This is a genomic window from Streptomyces sp. KMM 9044 (genome assembly GCF_024701375.2).
In the GTDB taxonomy this organism is placed as follows: Bacteria; Actinomycetota; Actinomycetes; order Streptomycetales; family Streptomycetaceae; genus Streptomyces.
Genome location: NZ_CP113910.1, coordinates 4,873,942 through 4,892,505 on the forward strand (window position 1 = coordinate 4,873,942; position 18,564 = coordinate 4,892,505).

Consider the following 18,564-nt stretch of genomic DNA (forward strand, 5'->3'; position numbering starts at 1 on the left):
CGCCGATATGGGTGCTCCCGGGGCGTTCGCGGCGTGTGCGCGTACCACGGACGCGGTACGGGACAGCGGGTGCGTACGCCTGGAGGAGGTGGCGAGGTCGGTCTGCGGTCGGCATCGGGCCCACAGGCCGACCCCGTACCGTTGACGCATGGATCTTCGACTGCCCGGACTGCGATGGCCCAGGTCATGGCGTCCGCGACGGACTGTCGCCGCCGTGGCCGCCGTCGTCGTGCTCACCGGGGCCGGCACCTGGACCGCCGTCGCCTCCGACGACGTGCCCCCGGTGGACCGGGCCGACCGCGTCATGACGGTGGCCGACGAGGTGCGCATCGACACCTCGTACTTCACCGCCGGCCCGGCCGGCCGCCGTCCCGCCGTCCTGCTCGGGCACGGCTTCGGCGGCAGCAAGGGCGACGTGCGGCAGCAGGCCGAGGAGCTCGCGCGCGAGGGATACGCGGTGCTCACCTGGTCCGCGCGCAGCTTCGGCGAGTCCACCGGGAGGATCGGGCTGAACGACCCGGACGGCGAGGTCGCCGACGTCTCCCGGCTCATCGACTGGCTCGCCGAGCAGCCCGAGGTCGAGCTGGACGGGGACGGCGACCCGCGCCTCGGCATGGCCGGCGGCTCCTACGGCGGCGCCATCGCGCTGCTCACCGCCGGGCACGACGACCGGGTGGACGCCATCGCCCCCGCGATCACCTACTTCGACCTCTCCGAAGCGCTGTTCCCGGACGGCGTGTTCAAGAGGCTGTGGGCGGGCATCTTCGTCAACTCCGGCGGCGGGTGCGAGAAGTTCGAGCCCGAGCTGTGCCGGATGTACGAGCGGGTCGCCGAGTCCGGCATCCCGGACGCCCGGGCCGTCGAGCTCCTGAAGGAGCGGTCCCCGTCCGCGGTCGCCGACCGCATCGACGTGCCGACCCTGCTGATGCAGGGCCAGTCCGACTCGCTGTTCCCGCTCGGCCACGCCGACGCCGCCGCGCAGGCGATCCGCGCGAACGGCGCCCCGGTCGACGTCGACTGGACCGCCGGCGGGCACGACGGCGGCGACCCGGAGGGGGAGCGCCTCCGCGCCCGGACCCGGGCCTGGTTCGACCGCTACCTGAAGGGCGACGAGGGCGCCGACACCGGCCCCGCCTTCCGCGTCAGCCGCACCGGGGGCGTCGACTCCACCGACGGGCGGGCCGTACTGAGCGGCGCGAGCGCGGACCGCTACCCGGGCCTGACCGGCGGCGGGAAGGCCTTCCCGCTCACCGGACGCGAGCAGAGCTTCGCCAACCCGGCCGGCGCCAGCCCGCCCGCCGTCTCCGCCCTGCCCGGCCTCGGCGGCGTCGGCGGCCTCTCCCCGCTGTCGTCCCTCGGCGTCGGCGTCTCCCTGGACTTCCCCGGTCAGCACGCACGCTTCGAGTCCGCCCCGGTCATCGAGGACCTGCGGATCACCGGCTCGCCGACCGCCACCGTCCACGTGAAGTCGACCAGCGACGACGCCGTCCTCTTCGGCAAGGTGTACGACGTCGGCCCGGACGGCCGGCAGCAGGTGCTGCCCTCCCAACTGGTCGCACCGGTCAGGGTGGAGGACGCCGAGGCGGGCAAGGACGTCACCGTCACGTTCCCGGCCGTCGACCACGAGGTCCGGCAGGGCCACCGCCTGCGACTGGTCCTCGCCTCCACCGACCTCGGCTACGCCTCCCCGGCCGCCCCGGCCACGTACACGGTCTCGCTGAAGAGCGACCTCACCGTGCCCACCGCGCCCGAGGTGGACACCGCGGCGGCCCCGCTGCCCTCCTGGGTGTGGTGGCTCCCGCTCGCCTCGGCCCTCGCCGCCCTCGCCCTGGTGCTGACCGGCCGCCGCCGCACGACAGCCACGCCCCCCGATCCCGAACTCACCGGCGTACCGCTGCAGATCACCGGCCTCGGCAAGCGCTACGCCCGTTCCGCCGACCGGTACGCCGTACGGGACCTGTCGTTCCGAGTGGAGAAGGGTCAGGTCCTCGGCCTGCTCGGGCCGAACGGCGCGGGCAAGACCACCACCCTGCGCATGCTGATGGGGCTGATCAAGCCCGACGGCGGTGAGATCCGCGTCTTCGGTCACGCCATCCGGCCCGGCGCGCCGGTGCTCTCCCGGGTCGGCGCCTTCGTCGAGGGCGCGGGCTTCCTCCCGCACCTGTCCGGCCGGGAGAACCTGGAACTGTACTGGCAGGCCACCGGCCGCCCGGCGGAGGACTCCCACATGGAGGAGGCCCTGGAGATCGCGGGCCTCGGCGACGCCCTCGCCCGCGCCGTGCGCACCTACTCCCAGGGGATGCGCCAGCGGCTCGCCCTCGCCCAGGCCATGCTCGGCCTGCCGGACCTGCTCATCCTGGACGAACCGACCAACGGCCTCGACCCGCCCCAGATCCGCGAGATGCGCGAGGTGATGATCCGGTACGCGGCCGCAGGACGCACCGTGATCGTCTCCAGCCATCTGCTCTCCGAGGTCGAGCAGTCCTGCACCCACCTCGTCGTCATGGACCGCGGCCGGCTGGTCCGGGCCGGGCCGGTGCAGGAGATCATCGGCTCCGGCGACACCCTGCTCGTCGGCACCGGGTCCCCCGTGGACGAGCCGCTCGCCGGGAAGGTGGCCGCCCTGCCGGGCGTCGCCTCGGCGGTCCCCACCGACGACGGGCTGCTGGTCCGCCTCGACGCCGACGGCACCGCCCCGCGCCTGGTCGCCGAACTGGTGCGGCTGGAAGTGCCGGTGGAGTCGGTGGGACCGAACCGCCGCCTCGAAGACGCCTTCCTCACGATGATCGGAGGTTCCGCATGAGCGCGCTCGACGAACGGACCGGGCCCGCCGGGCCCGCCGGGCCCGCCGGAACGGGGCAGGCGGCCGGCAACCCGGCGAAACCGGCGGAGGCCGCCGACGGCTACCGTGCGGGCCGCACGCTGCCGCTGCGCGTCGAACTCGTGCGGCAGCTCAAGCGCCGCCGCACGATCGTCATGGGCGCGATCCTTGCCGCCCTGCCGTTCGTGCTGGCCGTCGCCTTCGCCGTCGGCGGCGAGCCGGAGGGCCGAGAGGGCCGGGTCACCCTGATGGACACGGCCACCGCGTCCGGCGCCAACTTCGCCGCCGTGAACCTGTTCGTCTCCGCGGGCTTCCTCCTGGTCATCCCCGTCGCCCTGTTCTGCGGGGACACGGTCGCCTCGGAGGCCGGCTGGTCCTCGCTGCGCTATCTGCTCGCCGCCCCGGTGCCGCGGATGCGGCTGCTGTGGTCCAAGCTCGTCGTCGGCCTCGGACTCAGCCTCGCCGCGATGGTGCTGCTGCCGGTGGTCGCGCTGCTCGTCGGCACGGCCGCCTACGGCTGGGGCCCGCTGCAGATCCCCACCGGCGGTTCGCTGGACCCCGCCACGGCGGCCCAGCGGCTCGTGGTGGTCGTGGCGTACGTCTTCGTGTCCCAGCTGGTCACCGCCGGGCTCGCGTTCTGGCTGTCGACGCGCACCGACGCCCCGCTGGGCGCGGTCGGCGGCGCGGTCGGCCTGACCATCGTCGGCAACGTCCTGGACCAAGTGACCGCCCTCGGCGACTGGCGCCACTTCCTGCCCGCACACTGGCAGTACGCCTGGGCCGACGCCGTCCAGCCGACCCCGCAGTGGTCCGGCATGATCCAGGGCACCGCGGTCTCGGTGGCCTACGCGCTCGTCCTGTTCGCGCTGGCCTTCCGCGGCTTCGCCCGCAAGGACGTGGTCTCCTAGGTCCGGCTCAGGTCACCGGAGGATCACCCACCGGTCTCGGCGGGCGCGTTCCGTGTCCGCTTCGAGACTCATCCGCAACGCCCCGTAGCGCACGTTCCGCCACGCTCCGGCGTCACAGTCGAGAAGTCGACGCCCACGGCATGAGGGGGAACGGACGATGAAGCGGACGACGGACCGGACACCGAACGGGACGAGGGCGACACGACGGGACGGCGCCCGGACACGCCACCGGCCACTCCGGGGGGCCCGCCGCCTCCGCGCCGCGCTGGTCGCGCTCACGGCGGCGAGCGGCCTGCTGCTCACCGCGTGCGGCGGCGGCGACGGGAACGGCGGCAAGGCGTCCGACTCCTCGTACGACGGGGGAGGCGGGCCCGGGGGAGGCATCGGCGGCGGGGACGGCGGCCGGGGCGGTGACGCGGTCCCGCTCCCCGCGCCCGACGGCACCGACCGGCAGCGCGAGGGGGAGCAGGACGGGGGCCGGGGCATCGCGCCCGACCCCGCCGACCACCTGTCCACCTTCGCCCTCGACGTCGACACCGCCTCCTACGGTTACGCCCGGCGTACCCTCTCCGAGGGCAGGCTGCCCGACCCGTCGACGGTCCGGCCCGAGGAGTTCGTCAACAGCTTCCGGCAGAACTACGAACGCCCGGACGGCGACGGCTTCACGGTCACCGTCGACGGAGCCCGCACCGACGAGGACGACTGGTCCCTGGTCCGCGTCGGCCTCGCCACCCGGTCCGCCGGGCCGGGCGGGGACCGCCCGCCCGCCGCCCTCACCTTCGTCATCGACATCTCCGGTTCCATGGACGAACCGGGCCGCCTCGACCTCGCCCGGGAATCCCTCGCCACCATGACGGACCGGCTGCGCGACGAGGACTCCGTCGCGATCGTCACCTTCAGCGACGAGGCCGAGACCGTCCTGCCGATGACCCGCCTCGACGGCAACCGGGGCGAGGTCCACGACGCCATCGACCGCCTGGAGCCGGCCCTGTCCACCAACCTCGGTGCGGGCGTCGAGGCCGGCTACGAGGCCGCCGTCGAAGGACTGCGCAGGGGCGCCACCAACCGGGTCGTCCTGGTCTCCGACGCACTCGCCAACACCGGCGACACCGACGCCGACACGATCCTCGAACGCATCGGGGAGTCCCGCCGCGAACACGGCATCACCCTCTTCGGCGTCGGCGTCGGCAGCGACTACGGCGACGCCCTCATGGAACGCCTCGCCGACAAGGGCGACGGCCACACGGTGTACGTGTCCGACGAGGAGGAGGCCCGGGAGGTCTTCAGCGAACAACTGCCCCGCAACATCGGGCTGACCGCCAGGGACGCGAAGGCCCAGGTGGCCTTCGACCCCGGTACGGTCGCCGAGTTCCGCCTCGTCGGCTACGACAACCGCCGGGTCGCCGACGAGGACTTCCGCGACGACGACGTCGACGGCGGCGAGGTCGGCCCCGGCCACACCGTCACCGCCCTGTACGCGGTCCGCACCCGGTCCGACGCCCCCGACGGCCACCTCGCCACGGCCACCGTCCGCTGGCTCGACCCCGGCTCCCGCGCCCCGCACGAGGAGAGCGGCGACCTGGAGGCCGGCGATCTCGGCGACTCCGTCTGGACCGGCGAACGCGGCCTCACGGTCACCGCGACCGCCGCCTACTTCGCCGACGCCCTGTGCCTGGACGGCCGCCGCCACCGCGCCCTGCCCGGCGCCCCGCGCCTGGACGAACTCGCGGACCACGCGGCCCGCCTGGCCGGCCGCACCGAGGACAAGGACCTCCACGACCTGGCCGAGGCGATCCGCACCGCCGACCGCCTCCACTGACCGGAGCACAGCTCCTCAGGGCCCGCCCGGTCCGCCCGGGCGGGCCCACCCCGTTGACTCGTCATTGCGCACCGGTAAGTTGACTCTGTTGCTCCATTGCGGAGAGTGACGCCGGCCCGTGGACGGGGCGCAGGGAACGGGCCTCGCGAGGAGGCGGTCCGGCCCCGGCCGGCCCCTCCCGGATGCGGTGCGTGACCCTCCCCCGAATTGAGCAACGGAGTCTAAGTTCACTTCAAAGTAGGTAATCGGGCGGCACCAGCACGACCGCATCAGCCGCGACCGGGAGCCGTCAAGGGTGCACTCAGGGATCTGAAACGGGCGAAACGACGTACCGACCCGACCGCCCGCACCAGAACCGGTACCACCAGGGGCGAGCACGGCGTCGGGCGCGAGGTCCGTACGGAGCCCCTCGCTCCGCCGCCGGCCACCGCCGCCCTGCCCCAACCGCCGCGCACCTGGGAACTCGACGCGGACGCCCTCGCCGGCCTCACCGCCCTCGGCCGGGACGTCCCCGACGAGGAGATCACCGAGCGCCGTACAGCGCTCACCCCCGGCACCACCGGCCGCCCCGAGGGCTGCATCCTCACCCACGCCAACCTGCTCGCCGAGGCCGCCCACACCGTCGAACTCCTCCACCCCGTGTTCAAGGAGGTCAGCGACCAGGCCGCCCCGACCCCGCTCCTCCTGCCGCTCGCGCACTCCTCGGCCGCACCCTGCAGATCGCCTGCCGGATCGGCCGCATCGAGACCGGCCACTGGCCGAGCACCAAACCCGCCGAACTGCGTCCCGCCCTCGAGCAGTTCCGCCCGGCCTTCCTCGTCGGCGTCCCCTACCTCTTCGAGAAGATCCACGACACCGGCCGCGCCACCGCCGAGAAACTCGGCCGCGGCGCCTCCTTCGAACGTGCCCACCGCACCGCCGTCCGCTTCGGCGCGGCCCACCTCGACCGCTTCCCGGGCTGCGGCAAGGGCCCCGGCCCCGGCCTGTACGCCGCCTGGGCGCTGTACGGCCTGCTGGCCCACCGGCGCGTGCGCAAGGAACTCGGCGGCCGGGTGCGCTGCGCCATCAGCGGCGGCTCCCCGCTGGAACGCGACCTCAACCCTTCTTCTACACGGCCGGCATCCACGTCTACGAGGGCTACGGCCTGACCGAGACCACCTCCGCCGCCACCCTCGTCCCGCCGCTCGACCCCCGCCCCGGCACGGTCGGCCCGCCAATCCCCGGTACCGCGGTCCGTATCGCCGACGACGGCGAGGTCCTCGTCCGGGGCGGCATCGTCTTCGGGACCTGCCGGAACAACCCGGCCGCCACCGAGGGGGGTGCTCGACGACGGCTGGTTCGCCACCGGCGACCTCGGCTCCCTCGACGAGGACGGCTCTCCCACCATCACCGGCCGCAAGAAGGACATCCTTGTCACGTCCGGCGGCAAGAACGTCTCCCCGGCCGTTCTGGAGGACCGCCTGCGCAGCCGCCCGCCCGTCGGCCAGGGCCTGGTCGTCGGCGACAACCGCCCCTACGTCGCCGCACTCGTCACCCTCGACCCGGAAACGGTCGCGCACTGGCTGGCGGTACGCGGAATGCCCGCCGGCACCCCCTGGTCCGAGGTGATCGAGGACCCGCGGACGCGCGCCGACGTCCAGAAGGCCGTCGGCCACGCCAACGAGGCCGTCTCCCGTGCCGAGTCGATCCGCGCCTTCCCCCTCGTCGAGGGCGAGTTCACCGAGGAGAACGAGCTGCTGGCCCCGTCCTTCAAGGTCAAACGCCAGGTGGCACAGGCGGCGTACGCACAGGAGATCGAGAAGCTTGTACGTCTGAGGGGCGAGCGGGGCCGGGCCGGTCTGCATAAAGGGCCAACCGGGTGAATCTGCGCAACCGTTTCCCGTGAGTCGGGTTACTGAAGCAGTAGGGCACGCGACGCCACGAGAAAGGAACGCGCTGTGCTGCTCCGTCCGCGGTTGCACGGGCTTGTCCCGCAGGCACTCCCGCCTGTGAGTGGAGGGCCGGACACGGGAGCCGCTGCCGACGCCGGGTCCGCCGCCGTCGGACCTCCGGGTGTTCTTCTCGACGCATAGCACGCTGTGGCGTCCGATGCGCCGGCCTCCCGGCTCCGCCAAGGTCGGCTTCGGACGTCGATCTCCGTGCCCGGGCCGGCTTTCCACCTCTTCAAGCAGGAAGACCACGACATTGCGACAGACCCTGAGCAGGGGAGCGTTCGCGGCGGCCGCCGCCACGGGCATTCTCTCGCTGTACGGTGCCCCCGCCCTCGCTGACACCCACGCGGAGGGAGCCGCCACGAACTCTCCCGGCGTGCTGTCCGGGAACAACGTCCAGGCGCCGGTCCACGCGCCGGTGAACGCGTGCGGCAACACCATCGGTGCGGCCTCCGCACTCAACTCCGCCTACGACAACACGTGCGTCAACGGTTCGCACCAGGACGACAGGTCCGGTGGCCGGGCCTCCGGCACCTCGCGGGACCGTTCCGACGACGGCGCCTCCGCGGAGGGAGCCGCCACGAACTCTCCCGGCGTGCTGTCCGGGAACAACGTCCAGGCGCCGGTCCACGCGCCGGTGAACGCGTGCGGCAACACCATCGGTGCGGCCTCCGCACTCAACTCCGCCTACGACAACACGTGCGTCAACGGTTCGCACCAGGACGACAGGTCCGGTGGCCGGGCCTCCGGCACCTCGCGGGACCGTTCCGACGACGGCGCCTCCGCGGAGGGAGCCGCCACGAACTCTCCCGGCGTGCTGTCCGGGAACAACGTCCAGGCGCCGGTCCACGCGCCGGTGAACGCGTGCGGCAACTCCGTCAACGTGATCGGGGTGCTCAACTCCGCCTACGGCAACGACTGCGGCAACGGACACACACCGGACGAGCCCGGCGACGAGCCCGAGGCCGAGACGCCGCTGTCCCCGCCCGACCGCACGCACACCCCGCCCACGCACACCCCGCCCACGCACGAGACCCACACGCCGCCCCCGGCGACCGGCGAGGAGCCGCCCCACCTGGCCGAGACCGGCAGCGACAGCGTGCTGGCGGCCTCGGCCGCCGGTGCGAGCCTGCTCATGGGCGGGGCACTGCTGTACCGCCGCACGCGCGCCGCCCGCGGCTAGCGGTTCCAGGGGCCGGACCCCGTCCGACTCCGACGGCCCGTCGGCCGCACACGCCCCCGGGACCGATCCGCACCACCTCGAACGGTGGCTCGGACCGGTCCCGGGGGCCGCTCCGTCAGCCGCTCACCGGCGCCGGGGAATCGGCCCGGCTGCCGCCTCCGGGAACGGGGACCGTCGACCCGCGCAGCGGAGTCGCCCCGAGCCGACGGCGTACGCCCTGGACGAGGGCGGGTGCCGTGAACGTCGCGCCGTGGACGAAGCGCATGGCCGGGCCGAACCCGGAGGCGGTCACCAGGCCCGCGAGGAACAGGCCGGGGTGGGACGACTCGAAGCCGCGCCCGGTCGCCGGGGAGCCGTCGGGCAGGACCGCCAGCGCCCCGCGCAGTTCGGCGGAGAGCACGCCGAGCCTCTCGCGCTGCGCCCGGAACCCCGTGGCCGCGATGACGTGCTCGGTCTCCAGGGCACCCGCGGTGCCCGCGCCGTTCATCGTGTCCAGCCGTACACCACCCGACACCGCGCAGGCCGCGGTGACCCTGTGGCCCGGCAGTACCTCCACCGCGTGTTCCACCCGTTCCCGCACCCACCACGCGCCCGCCGGCCCCAGCGCCGTCGCAGCGATGCGGGCCCGGGTCGGCTGCGGCAGCCTCCGGAAGAGGCCGGGACGCTCCGCGTAGAACCAGTTCCGCCAGCCGGGGCCGATACCGCTGTGCGGGGAGCGGACCGACTGCCACCAGGGGCGCTCCAAGGGCGGCGGGACATCGTTCCACACCAGCCGCTCCGCCCGCGCCAGCACCCGTACGCGCGTGCCCTGTTCGGCGAGCAGCGCCGCCGTCTCCAGGGCCGCCTGGCCGCCGCCGATCACCGTGACGTCCTTGCCGCGGAACTGGTCGAGGCCGTTGTGGTGGCTGCTGTGCGTCACCAGCGAGGGGTGCAGTCCGCGCAGGGCGGACGGGACCTCGATGAACGGCATCACCCCGACCGCCAGCGCCACCGTCCGTGCCTGCAGCGCCTCCCCGTCCGCGGTCACCACCGTGAAGCCGTGGGGACCCGACGACACCCGGGTCGCCATGCGCTCGTCCACGTCCGGCACGGCGTGGCGCGCGAACCACAGGCCGTACGACGCGAACTCCGCCACCGGAATCGGCTCGGCGTGACGTGCCGTCAGTCCCCGCTCCTCGCAGTACGCGGCCAGGCCCCAGTGCCCGCCCGGATCCGAAAGGTTGGACGCCCAGGGCTCCGATTTCAGGAACATGCCCCCGGGCATGTGGTCCCGCCAGGACGCCATGGGCCGGCCGAACACACGCAGGCGCAGCCCGGCCGCCGCCGCGTGGGACGCGATCGACAGACCGTACGGACCGGCGCCGACCACCACAAGGTCGTACATCATCAACTGCTCGCTTTCTCGTTGTCGGTCGGGGAGGGGGAGGCCGCCCGGGGAGTCCCGGGGAACGCCGGTGCCGCCGTGCCGGAGCCCGGCCGCTCCCGCAGCCGGCCGGACACATGACGGGCCCACAGGGGCCACATGGCCCGTCCGGGACCGCGGTCGTCCGGGGCGTACCAGGCGAGTTCGCGTCCGCCCGGCGCCGCGCGCAGCACCGCGAGCGGCGCGTAGTTCTCCACCACGAACTCCCTCCCGGGTACCGGAACCCCTTCCGGCAGCGGACGGCCCGTCAGGTCCAGGTGCAGGGCGCGTACGACGTCCAGTCCCGCCCTGTCCTCGAAGAGCCGGAACTGGGCGCCGGGCCGCGGGTTGAAGTCGAGCAGGTGGTAGCGGCCCGTCGCGTGGCAGCGGCGGAAGTCGAGGTCGAAGACGCCGCGGTAGCCCAGCTCGCCGGTGAGACGCTCGGCCAGGGCACGCAGGTGCGGGTTGGGGGCCCAGCTGCCCACCGCGGTCAGTCCCGCGCCGCGCGGCCAGGCCAGCCGCTTGACGCCCGGTCCGCCGGCGCGCACGGCACCCGACCGGTCGACGTAGCCGTGGAAGAACCAGTCCCGGTCCGGGCCCGGCGGCAGATACGCCTGCAACAGGAGCGGGCTGCCCGCCTCCCGGGTACGCAGGTACAGCTCCCGGGCCTGCCGCGCGGAGCGCACCAGCAGCGTGCTGCGCAGCCCGCCGCCGGCCGGCAGCAGCCAGGGCCGGCTCCACTTCGCCACCACCGGCAGCCCGAGCCGCGTCGCGTCGTCGGCGGCCCGCTGGGGGCTGTCGGGGACGAGCGTCGTGGGATGAGGAAGGCCCGCCGACGCGCACACGGCCGCCAGCTCCGCCTTGTCGGCGACGCGTTCGGGCAGCGCGCCCGGCATGTCCGGCAGGAGGCAGGAGGGGGTGAGGGCGTCCCGCAGGCGTCCCGCGGCGATCGCGCTCGCGTCGTCCATCGGGACCAGGACCGCGGGACGCGCGACGTGGTCGGCGACGCGGCGCAGCACGGCGAGGACGTCGCCCGGGGACGCTCCGGGCGGCGGCGGGGGATGCAGCCGGCGGACGTAGCGCGAGCTGCGCACGGGGCTCCGGGACTCGTCGGCGACGACGTGCACCTCCACTCCCGCCCTGCCCAGCGAGCGCACGGCCCCGAGCGTCCCGTGGTGGAAGGGATTCCGGTCGACCCGCAGAAGCACGGCGGGGACACGTGTGTCGAGCAGCGACACGAACTCTCTCTTTCTTTTTGAATTCGCTCACCCGCACGGGCGAGCATGGCACTCGAAAGCCGCAGTGGCAGTGGCGCGGGGGAAATTCCTGTGACTGAATTTCGGATGACTGTTCGTCAAAAAAGAGTCCGGAGAAAGGAAGCCGGAAGGACGGAAGGACCGACGGACAGAAGGCCGAGGCCGGAAGACCGGAGACAAGAGCGAAGACAGGAGCAGGCATGGCCCCACAGCACGGGCGTGTCCGGGGCCGCGGGTTGGTCGTGGGCGTGGTGGCGGCAGCGGTGTCGGCCGCCCTGGTGTCCGGTCCCGCGGCAGGGGCGGCGAGCGTCGGCGATGCCCGCGTTCCGGCGCCGGGGCCGACGGTGGCCGCGGCTGCTTTCCCGGACCCCGCGCAGCGGCCCGTCCCCACGCCGTCGGTCCCCGCCCCGTTGATCCCGGCGCCACCGCTCCCCGCCCCGTCGGGCCCGGTCGTCAGGCCCCCGGCCGCCCAGGTGCCGGGCGTCCAGGGCCCGCCCTTCGGCGCCTTCCTCGGCTCCGACGAGCGGGGCGTGGCCCGGATTCGGGAGTTCAGCCGCTGGCTGGGCGGCGCCGAAATCCGTGTCGGCCACACCTACCTGCCCGGCAACGACTGGAGCGACATCGAGGGCGACGTCCGCTTCCTCGAGTCGTGGGCGCGCTGGCGCAACGAGAGGGCCGACCGGATGCTCGTCCTCAACGTGCCCCTGCAGGAGCGCAACGAGGCGGGTGTCCCGGACCACGAGGTGCGGGAGTTGTTGCGGCGGGGCGCGGCCGGGGAGTTCGACCGCCACTTCCGTGCGCTGGCCGAACGGCTGGTCCGGCTGAAGGTGCCGGACACGGTCCTCGTGCTCGGCTGGGAGATGAACGGCATCACGTACACCCACCGCTGCGGGCCGGACCCGGAGTCCTGGAAGACGTACTGGAACAGGATCGTCACCACCATGCGCGCGGTGCCGGGCCAGGAGTTCAGGTTCGACTTCACGCCGAGCCGCGGCCGGGACGACGTTCCCTGGACGCGGTGTTACCCGGGGGACGACACCGTCGACATCATCGGCATGGACTCCTACGACCAGCCGGCCGGAATGCCTTTCGACGAACAGGTCGAGGAGCCCTACGGACTGCAGGCGCACGTGGATTTCGCGAAAGCCCACGGAAAACCCATCTCCTATGCCGAATGGGGGCTTTTCCGCAACGGCGACAATCCCGAGTACATGCGGCGCATGCTCGCCTGGATGGACAAGCACAAGCCGCTGTACAACACGCTGTCCGACTACTGTCCGCACGGTGTGTGGCGGTGCGACAGGAACCCGGCCTCGTCCCACGTCTACCGGTCCCTCCTCTTCGGCCGCGGCACCGCGGTGCCTCCGGTGCTCGCCCCCGTGCCGCCGGTCCCACCCGCGCCGTCCGTCCCCGCCGCACCGCCGCCCGAGGAGGACTGCACGCCGCTGGATCCGGGCAGCAGGGTGAAGTTCTGGCTCGGCGGGAAGTTCTGCCTCCGCTTCGACCGGTGACCGCGCACCCGCCGACGCGCCCCCGAGCGCACCCGCCCAGGCTGTCGCCGGCCCGGCCGGGATCACCGTCGTCACCGTTGTCCGCGCGCATCGGCGGCGGGAGCGGGGCCGGGCACCGAGGCGGCGGGGGCGGGGGCGTCGTCCCCGCCGTTCCGCCGCGGCCGGGCCAGCAGGGCGAGCCAGCCCAGCAGGCCGCCCGCGCTCGCCCCCACCAGAGCGGTCAACGCCGGCGAGGCGGACGTCGGCCTGCTCGGCTTCACCGCACGCGAGAACTGCACCAGCCGGACCTGAGTGCTGCTCCTGGCGGCGTCCGCGTGCCGGGTCAGCGCGCGGGAGACCGCGTCGGCCATGTCGACGGCGAGGTCGGGGCGTGAGGAGGTGGCCGAGACGGCGACCATCGGCGCGTCCGGCGAGGTCGCCGTGCGCACGCTGTCCTGCAGGGTCCGCACCGGCACGCCCGCCCACACCTGCGCGTCCCCGAGCACCGCCAGCTGTGTGGCCACCCGTCCGTACGCCTGCGCGAACCCGCGGGCGGATTCCGGGGTGGACTGCGCGGTCGGCACGGCGACGACGTAGCTGGTGGCCGTGTACGTCGTGGAGGTGAACAGGCCGTACGCGCCGCCGGACAGGCAGCCGGCAAGGGTGCCGGCCACGATCACGGACCAGGCCGGCAGCCTCCTGGCACGGGCCAGGAACAGACGGAGCCGGAGAGTCGGAGTGTCGGTCATGAGGAGCTTGCTCCCGGAGAGGAAGAGGAGGGGGACGACGACGAACGGGCGACAGCCGCCGCGTACACGTCCATGAGCCGGTCCGCGCTGCGGGTGATGCTGTAGCGGTGTGCGACCTGCGGGGCGGTGCGCGGCAGCGGGCCCGCCGCCCGGACCTCGGCGATCGCCCGCGCGTACGCCTCGGGGCCGCCCCGCACGCGCCGGGCACCGGCCGCGGGCGGCGGCAGGTCCTCGATCGCCGGGCAGGAGGCGTAGGCCACGGGCAGGCCCGACGCCAGCGCCTCCACGACCGCCAGGCCGAAGGCCTCCTCCAGCGACGGGGACGCCAGCACGTCCATCGCCGAGGTGAGCGACGGCAGGTCGGGGCCCGGGGAGCCGTCCGGAACGTAGGGGCGTTCGCCGGCGAACAGGACCCGGTCGGCCACGCCGGCCGCACGGGCCGTGCGGCGCAGGGCGTGCTCCTCGGGGCCGCCGCCCACCAACAGCAGCCAGTGGTCCTCCGGGAGCCGGGCGAGCGCGTGGACGAGGACGTCGAACCGCTTCCCGGGGGCGAGCCGGCCGACGCCGCCCACGACGAAGGCACCCTCCGGCAGGCCGAGACGGCGGCGGGTGTGCGCGCGCCGCTCTGCCTCGAAGCGGAAGCGGTCCAGGTCGATGCCGTTCGGGACGACCTCGATACGGGGAGCGGGCACGCCCCAGCGCTTCAGGCGGTCGGCCACCGCCGGGGACACGGCGACCGTCGCCGAGCCGAGCCGCTCGCTGGAGACGTACAGTGCGCGCACTCCCGCCGTCAGCCTGCGGCCCTCCATCTGGGACTCGCCCAGGGAGTGTTCGGTGGCGACGACCGTGCGGACCCCGGCGATGCGCGCGGCGAGCCGGCCGTAGACGCAGGCCCGGTACAGATGCGTGTGCACCAGGTCGTAGCCGCCCGAGCGGATCAGCCGGACCAGCCGCGAGAGCGCGGTCACGTCACGGCTGCCGCCCATGCCGAGATGCGTGACGCGGACACCGTCGGCGGCGAGGCCCTCGGCGACCGCACCGGGGTTGGTGAGCGTCACGACGTCGCAGTCGACGGGCAGGTGACGCAGCAGCAGGCGCAGCTGCTGCTCGGCCCCGCCGACGCCGAGGCCGGTGATGATGTGCAGAGCCCTCATGTCACAGGCCCTCCACCGGGCGCCGGCGCAGCCGGTGCAGCCGGTACTTCAGACGCAGGCGCCAGGCCGTGTCGTTCTGGCCGATGTGTACGCGCGGCAGGGCGTGCGGGCCGGTCAGCGGGCCGGGGTCGATGGCGCAGGCGTAGGCGTAGCCCGACTCCCGCACAGCCCGTACGGCGCGGGAGTCGACCGCGCCGTACGGGTAGCAGAAGCCGTCGACCCGGGTGCCGGTCAACTCCGCCAGCCGCTCACGGCTTTCGGACACCTCGGTCGTGAGAACGAGGTCGTCCGCCCGGGTGAGATCGATGTGGGTCAGCCCGTGCGAGCCGATCTCCACTCCCTCGGCCGCCGCGTACCGGATGCCGTCCGCGGTCAGCAGCGGCTTGCGGGGGCCGAGCGGGTCCCACGCGTTGTCGCCGCAGAGCCGCCCGGGCAGGACGAAGAGTGTGGCACCACAGTCCCAGCGGCGCAGCAGCGGCAGTGCGTCGGTGACGAAGTCGGCGTACCCGTCGTCGAAGGTCAGCCCGACCAGGTGGCCTCCCCCGCCCCGGGCGCGGGCGGCGAGCAGACCGGCCACGGACACGCCCCGCAGCCCTCGCCGGCGCAGCCAGGCCAGCTGCCCCTCGAGCCGCTCGGGCGTGACCGTGATGCGGTACGGATCGTCCGAGCAGTCACCCACCGAGTGGTACATCGCCACCCACGGGACAGGGGGCGTGGCGGGGCGTCTGCCGGTGTCGAAGGAATCGACGGAGTCGACCGAGTTCGCGGGACCGGCGGAATCAACGGGAGCGGCCATGGGCGAGCCTTCGTGTGACGGTGCGTACGAAGCGCACGGCGGATACGGAGCCCTGGACACCCAGGGCCGGACAGAGCGCGGCGAAGACGCCGGCCACGCTCAGAACGCCGGCCGCGAGCCCCGCCGCCGGGGACGCGAACCGGCTCGCGGCGAACGCCCCGGTGGCAGTGGCGATGACCGCGGCGAGCACGGGCCTGCTCAGCTCGGCCAGGACCGGCCGGACCCGCAGGCGGACACCGCGGGGGCTGCCGCGCCGGGACGTTCGCAGACCTGCCAGCAGCAGGGCGGCCGTGAGGGTGATGCCGAACGCGTTGGCGGCGGCGATCCCCGCCACCTCCCAGGGGCGCACGGCTACGGCGCCGATCACCGACGTGGCGGCGATGCCCGCGCCCATCACCGTGAGGGGATACCAACTGGGCCGGCCCGCCGAGAAGTACGAGCGGACCAGTGTCCCCACCAGGGTCTGCCCCAGCAGCCCGAGGGTGTACACGCGCATGACGTCCGAGGTCGCCACGGTGTCGTCCGCGGTGAACGCGCCGCGCTGGAAAAGCAGTTCGATCATCTGCGGGGCGCAGGCGATCACCGCGCCCATGCCCGTCAGCACCACACAGGAGGACAGCACCAGATCCCGCTCCACACGGTCGCGGGCACGTTCGGTGTCCTCGTCCGCCAGAGCCCGCGCCACCACGGGGAAGGTGACGACGCACACCATCAGCGACAGTGTCATCGGGATCTGGGCGACCTTCTGCGCGTAGTTCAGGTGCGAGATGGCCCCGGAGGGCAGGGAGGAGGCGAGGAAGCGTTCGACCAGGACCTGCGACTGGCGGCACAGCGCGAAGAGGAGTACGGCGGCGATCAGGGCGAGCCGTACCGGCCGCTCCTGCGCCTCACCTGCCACCCCTTTCACGGCGGCCGGCGTGCGGGACACCAGCTGCCGCCACAGCGAGGGCAGTTGCACCAGCACCATCAGACAGCCGCCCACCGCGACCCCGGCCGCCGCGGCGCGCACGCCCCACGTGCGGCCGAGCAGGAACATCGCGGCGATGATGCCGGTGTTGTAGGCGATGTAGATGGCCCCGGGCGCGACGAAGCGGCGGTGTGCGCGCAGGACGGCGCTGCAGTAGCCGGCGATCCCGAAGGCCAGCAGGCTGATCGCCGTGAGCCGGGTGCAGTCGACGGCCAGTCGGGGGTCGGGCAGGCCCGGCGCGAGGACCTGGACCAGGAACGGGGCCACGGCGGCGACCAGGGCGGCCGTTGCGGCGAAGGCCAGGCACAGCCGGGGCAGCGTGGCGGCGACCAGGGCGCGGACCGGGTCGCCCGGTTCGCCCCGGGCACGTCGGGCCAGCGCCATGCTGAACGCCGGGATCAGGGCGATCGCCAGCCCGTCCTCGATCAGCAGCGTGGCGGCGATCTCCGGCACGGTCCACGCGACCAGGAAGGCGTCCGTGTCGCTGCCGGCACCGAAAAGACGCGCCAGCGACCGGTCGCGCACCAGGCCGAGCAGGGAGCCGGCGATGGACAGCGCCGCCGTGACGAGCGCGGCCCGGGCGAGGAAATTCCGGGAGGCCGGTGCCGAGCCCGGATCGGTGCCGTTCCCGGCGTGCGTGGTGGCCCGCGTCGCAGACACGGTCACCGCCCCCTCGGCGTCCGTGTCCGAGCCGGGTACGGGGCTCTGCGAGGGCACCACGGTCATCGTGCCGCGGCCCCCCCGACACGCTCCGGTACCGTGCCCAGCGACACGACGTCCTCCCGCTCGCCGGCGGCCAGAGCCCACCACGCCGCGAGCCCGAGGCCCAGGGCGACCAGCATCGTCGAGGGGCCGCCGATGTCGCCGTACACGAAGTCGGTCAGCAGCCAGAGCAGCAGCCCGCAGGCGACGAGTCCGCAGTCGAGTCCCGGGCCAGGGCCGGGCCACGGCCGACGGCTGCGGACGCGCAGCAGCCTCCGCAGCCCGCACACCAGCAGCGTCAGCCAGCCGACGGCGAGTGCGAGCAGCCCGATCAGTCCCTGCTCGCTCAGCACCAGCAGGTACATGCTGTGCGGCGAGAGCAGCGCCTGCTTTTGGTGCACCGTTCCCGCGCCCCCGATGTCACTGCCCGAGGACAGCGCCAGGGTGGCGTGCCCGTCGCGGTACTCGGGGAAGCCCTTGAGGCCCACGCCCGTCAGCGGCTGCTCGCGCCACATGCGGCCGGCGGCCGCCCACAGCGCGTACCGGTCCACGACGGACTGGTCGGGGGCGTCGCCGACCTGCGCGATGCTGTCGATCCGCTCCTGCAACCGGTCCGTGCCGATGCCGAACCCGCCGGTCAGGACCACGCCGACGGCGGCCACGGCCAGGGCCGCCTTCAGCGCGCGCCGCGGCCCCGCCAGGGCCAGCTGTACGGCGCACGTCAGGGCGGTCGCGATCCAGGCGCCCCTGCTGAAGGAGAGGGCGAGCGGCAGCAGCAGGGCCACCGCGCATCCGGTGGCCGTCACCCGCTGCCACACGGCTGCCCGGCCCAGCGCGATCCCGACCGCGCACACCAGGCCGAGGGAGACCGCCGTCGCCATGCCCATCACGTCGTGGGCGCCGAAGGTGCCGACCGCCCGGACATCTTCGCCCTGGTAGGAGGCGCCGGTCCCGGTGACGTACTGGTGCACGCCGACGGCTCCCTGCCCCAGCGCGAGGCCCACGAACGACCAGACCAGTACCCGGAAGCCGGTGCGGTCACGGACCAGGACCAGCACGGCCGCCGGGACGAGTACGAAGACCTGCAGATAGCGGCCCAGGCCGGTGAAGGCGGCCTCCGGTGAGGACGCCCCCATCGCGGCGAGCGCGAGCCCCACGACCGGCAGGCCCAGCACCACGGCCGCGGCGGGCGACAGCGGGCGCCGCCGCTCGCGCAGCAGGAGGATCACGCAGTACACCACCACCAGGGCGGAGCCCACGTCCGCGGGCCCCGCTCCGTCGTGGGCCAGAGGCAGGGCCAGCAGGGCGGGCAGAGCCGCCAGGGGCAGCACCGGCACCAGCCCGGCGGCCCGGCGCGGGAGTGCTGCGGGGGCGAAACTCACGTCG

The 18,564-nt window shown here is 74.0% G+C and carries 12 protein-coding genes and 1 pseudogene; 6 read left to right on the forward strand and 7 right to left on the reverse strand.

Annotated elements, in window-relative coordinates; genetic code table 11:
* The first annotated feature begins 148 nt into the window (after nt 1–148).
* The 5 genes and pseudogenes from HUV60_RS21935 to HUV60_RS21955 all read left to right on the forward strand — a co-directional run bounded on the left by HUV60_RS21935 (nt 149) and on the right by HUV60_RS21955 (nt 8,662).
* Nucleotides 149–2,803 carry an alpha/beta fold hydrolase gene (locus HUV60_RS21935; protein ID WP_257848941.1) on the forward strand — a complete coding sequence of 885 codons (2,655 nt, stop codon included), beginning with the start codon at nt 149–151 and terminating at the stop codon, nt 2,801–2,803.
* A complete protein-coding gene (locus HUV60_RS21940; protein WP_257848942.1) occupies nt 2,800–3,729 on the forward strand; it encodes an ABC transporter permease in 930 nt (309 codons plus the stop codon). The genes HUV60_RS21935 and HUV60_RS21940 overlap by 4 nt, the downstream gene beginning before the upstream one ends.
* A 157-nt stretch (nt 3,730–3,886) precedes the next feature.
* Nucleotides 3,887–5,548: a vWA domain-containing protein gene (locus HUV60_RS21945; protein ID WP_257848943.1), complete on the forward strand. Its 1,662-nt coding sequence runs from the start codon at nt 3,887–3,889 to the stop codon at nt 5,546–5,548.
* A 426-nt stretch (nt 5,549–5,974) separates the two neighbouring features.
* Nucleotides 5,975–7,410: pseudogene (locus HUV60_RS21950) on the forward strand (AMP-dependent synthetase/ligase); the annotation flags it as partial.
* Between the two features lie 322 nt (nt 7,411–7,732).
* A complete protein-coding gene (locus tag HUV60_RS21955; RefSeq protein ID WP_269441220.1) occupies nt 7,733–8,662 on the forward strand; it encodes a chaplin in 930 nt (309 codons plus the stop codon).
* 115 nt (nt 8,663–8,777) lie between these two features.
* Here HUV60_RS21955 and HUV60_RS21960 read toward each other — a convergent pair whose 3' ends face one another.
* Together HUV60_RS21960 and HUV60_RS21965 are read right to left on the reverse strand one after the other, a co-directional pair.
* On the reverse strand, nt 8,778–10,046 hold the full coding sequence (locus HUV60_RS21960; protein WP_257850202.1) for a lysine N(6)-hydroxylase/L-ornithine N(5)-oxygenase family protein: 1,269 nt from the start codon (nt 10,044–10,046) through the stop codon (nt 8,778–8,780).
* Nucleotides 10,047–10,048: 2 nt separating this feature from the next.
* Nucleotides 10,049–11,302, reverse strand: a complete 1,254-nt coding sequence (locus HUV60_RS21965; protein ID WP_257848944.1) for a carboxylate--amine ligase — start codon at nt 11,300–11,302, stop codon at nt 10,049–10,051.
* A 218-nt stretch (nt 11,303–11,520) separates the two neighbouring features.
* Between HUV60_RS21965 and HUV60_RS21970 the strand changes: the two genes are divergently transcribed.
* A complete protein-coding gene (locus HUV60_RS21970; protein WP_257848945.1) occupies nt 11,521–12,831 on the forward strand; it encodes a glycoside hydrolase family 26 protein in 1,311 nt (436 codons plus the stop codon).
* A 71-nt stretch (nt 12,832–12,902) separates the two neighbouring features.
* Here the strand turns inward: HUV60_RS21970 and HUV60_RS21975 are convergent, their stop codons facing one another.
* From HUV60_RS21975 to HUV60_RS21995, 5 genes are read right to left on the reverse strand one after another with little or no spacing between them, the layout of a single operon-like run.
* On the reverse strand, nt 12,903–13,559 hold the full coding sequence (locus tag HUV60_RS21975) for a lipopolysaccharide biosynthesis protein (protein WP_257848947.1): 657 nt from the start codon (nt 13,557–13,559) through the stop codon (nt 12,903–12,905).
* On the reverse strand, nt 13,556–14,713 hold the full coding sequence (locus tag HUV60_RS21980; RefSeq protein WP_257848948.1) for a glycosyltransferase: 1,158 nt from the start codon (nt 14,711–14,713) through the stop codon (nt 13,556–13,558). Before HUV60_RS21980 ends, HUV60_RS21975 begins: the two co-directional genes overlap by 4 nt.
* Nucleotide 14,714: 1 nt before the next feature.
* Complete coding sequence (locus HUV60_RS21985; RefSeq protein WP_443047375.1) at nt 14,715–15,509, reverse strand: polysaccharide deacetylase family protein; 795 nt, start codon at nt 15,507–15,509, stop codon at nt 14,715–14,717.
* Nucleotides 15,493–17,202 carry a murein biosynthesis integral membrane protein MurJ gene (gene murJ / locus HUV60_RS21990; RefSeq protein ID WP_257848949.1) on the reverse strand — a complete coding sequence of 570 codons (1,710 nt, stop codon included), beginning with the start codon at nt 17,200–17,202 and terminating at the stop codon, nt 15,493–15,495. Before murJ ends, HUV60_RS21985 begins: the two co-directional genes overlap by 17 nt.
* Nucleotides 17,199–18,560, reverse strand: a complete 1,362-nt coding sequence (locus HUV60_RS21995) for an O-antigen ligase family protein (RefSeq protein WP_257848950.1) — start codon at nt 18,558–18,560, stop codon at nt 17,199–17,201. Before HUV60_RS21995 ends, murJ begins: the two co-directional genes overlap by 4 nt.
* Nucleotides 18,561–18,564: the final 4 nt, after the last annotated feature.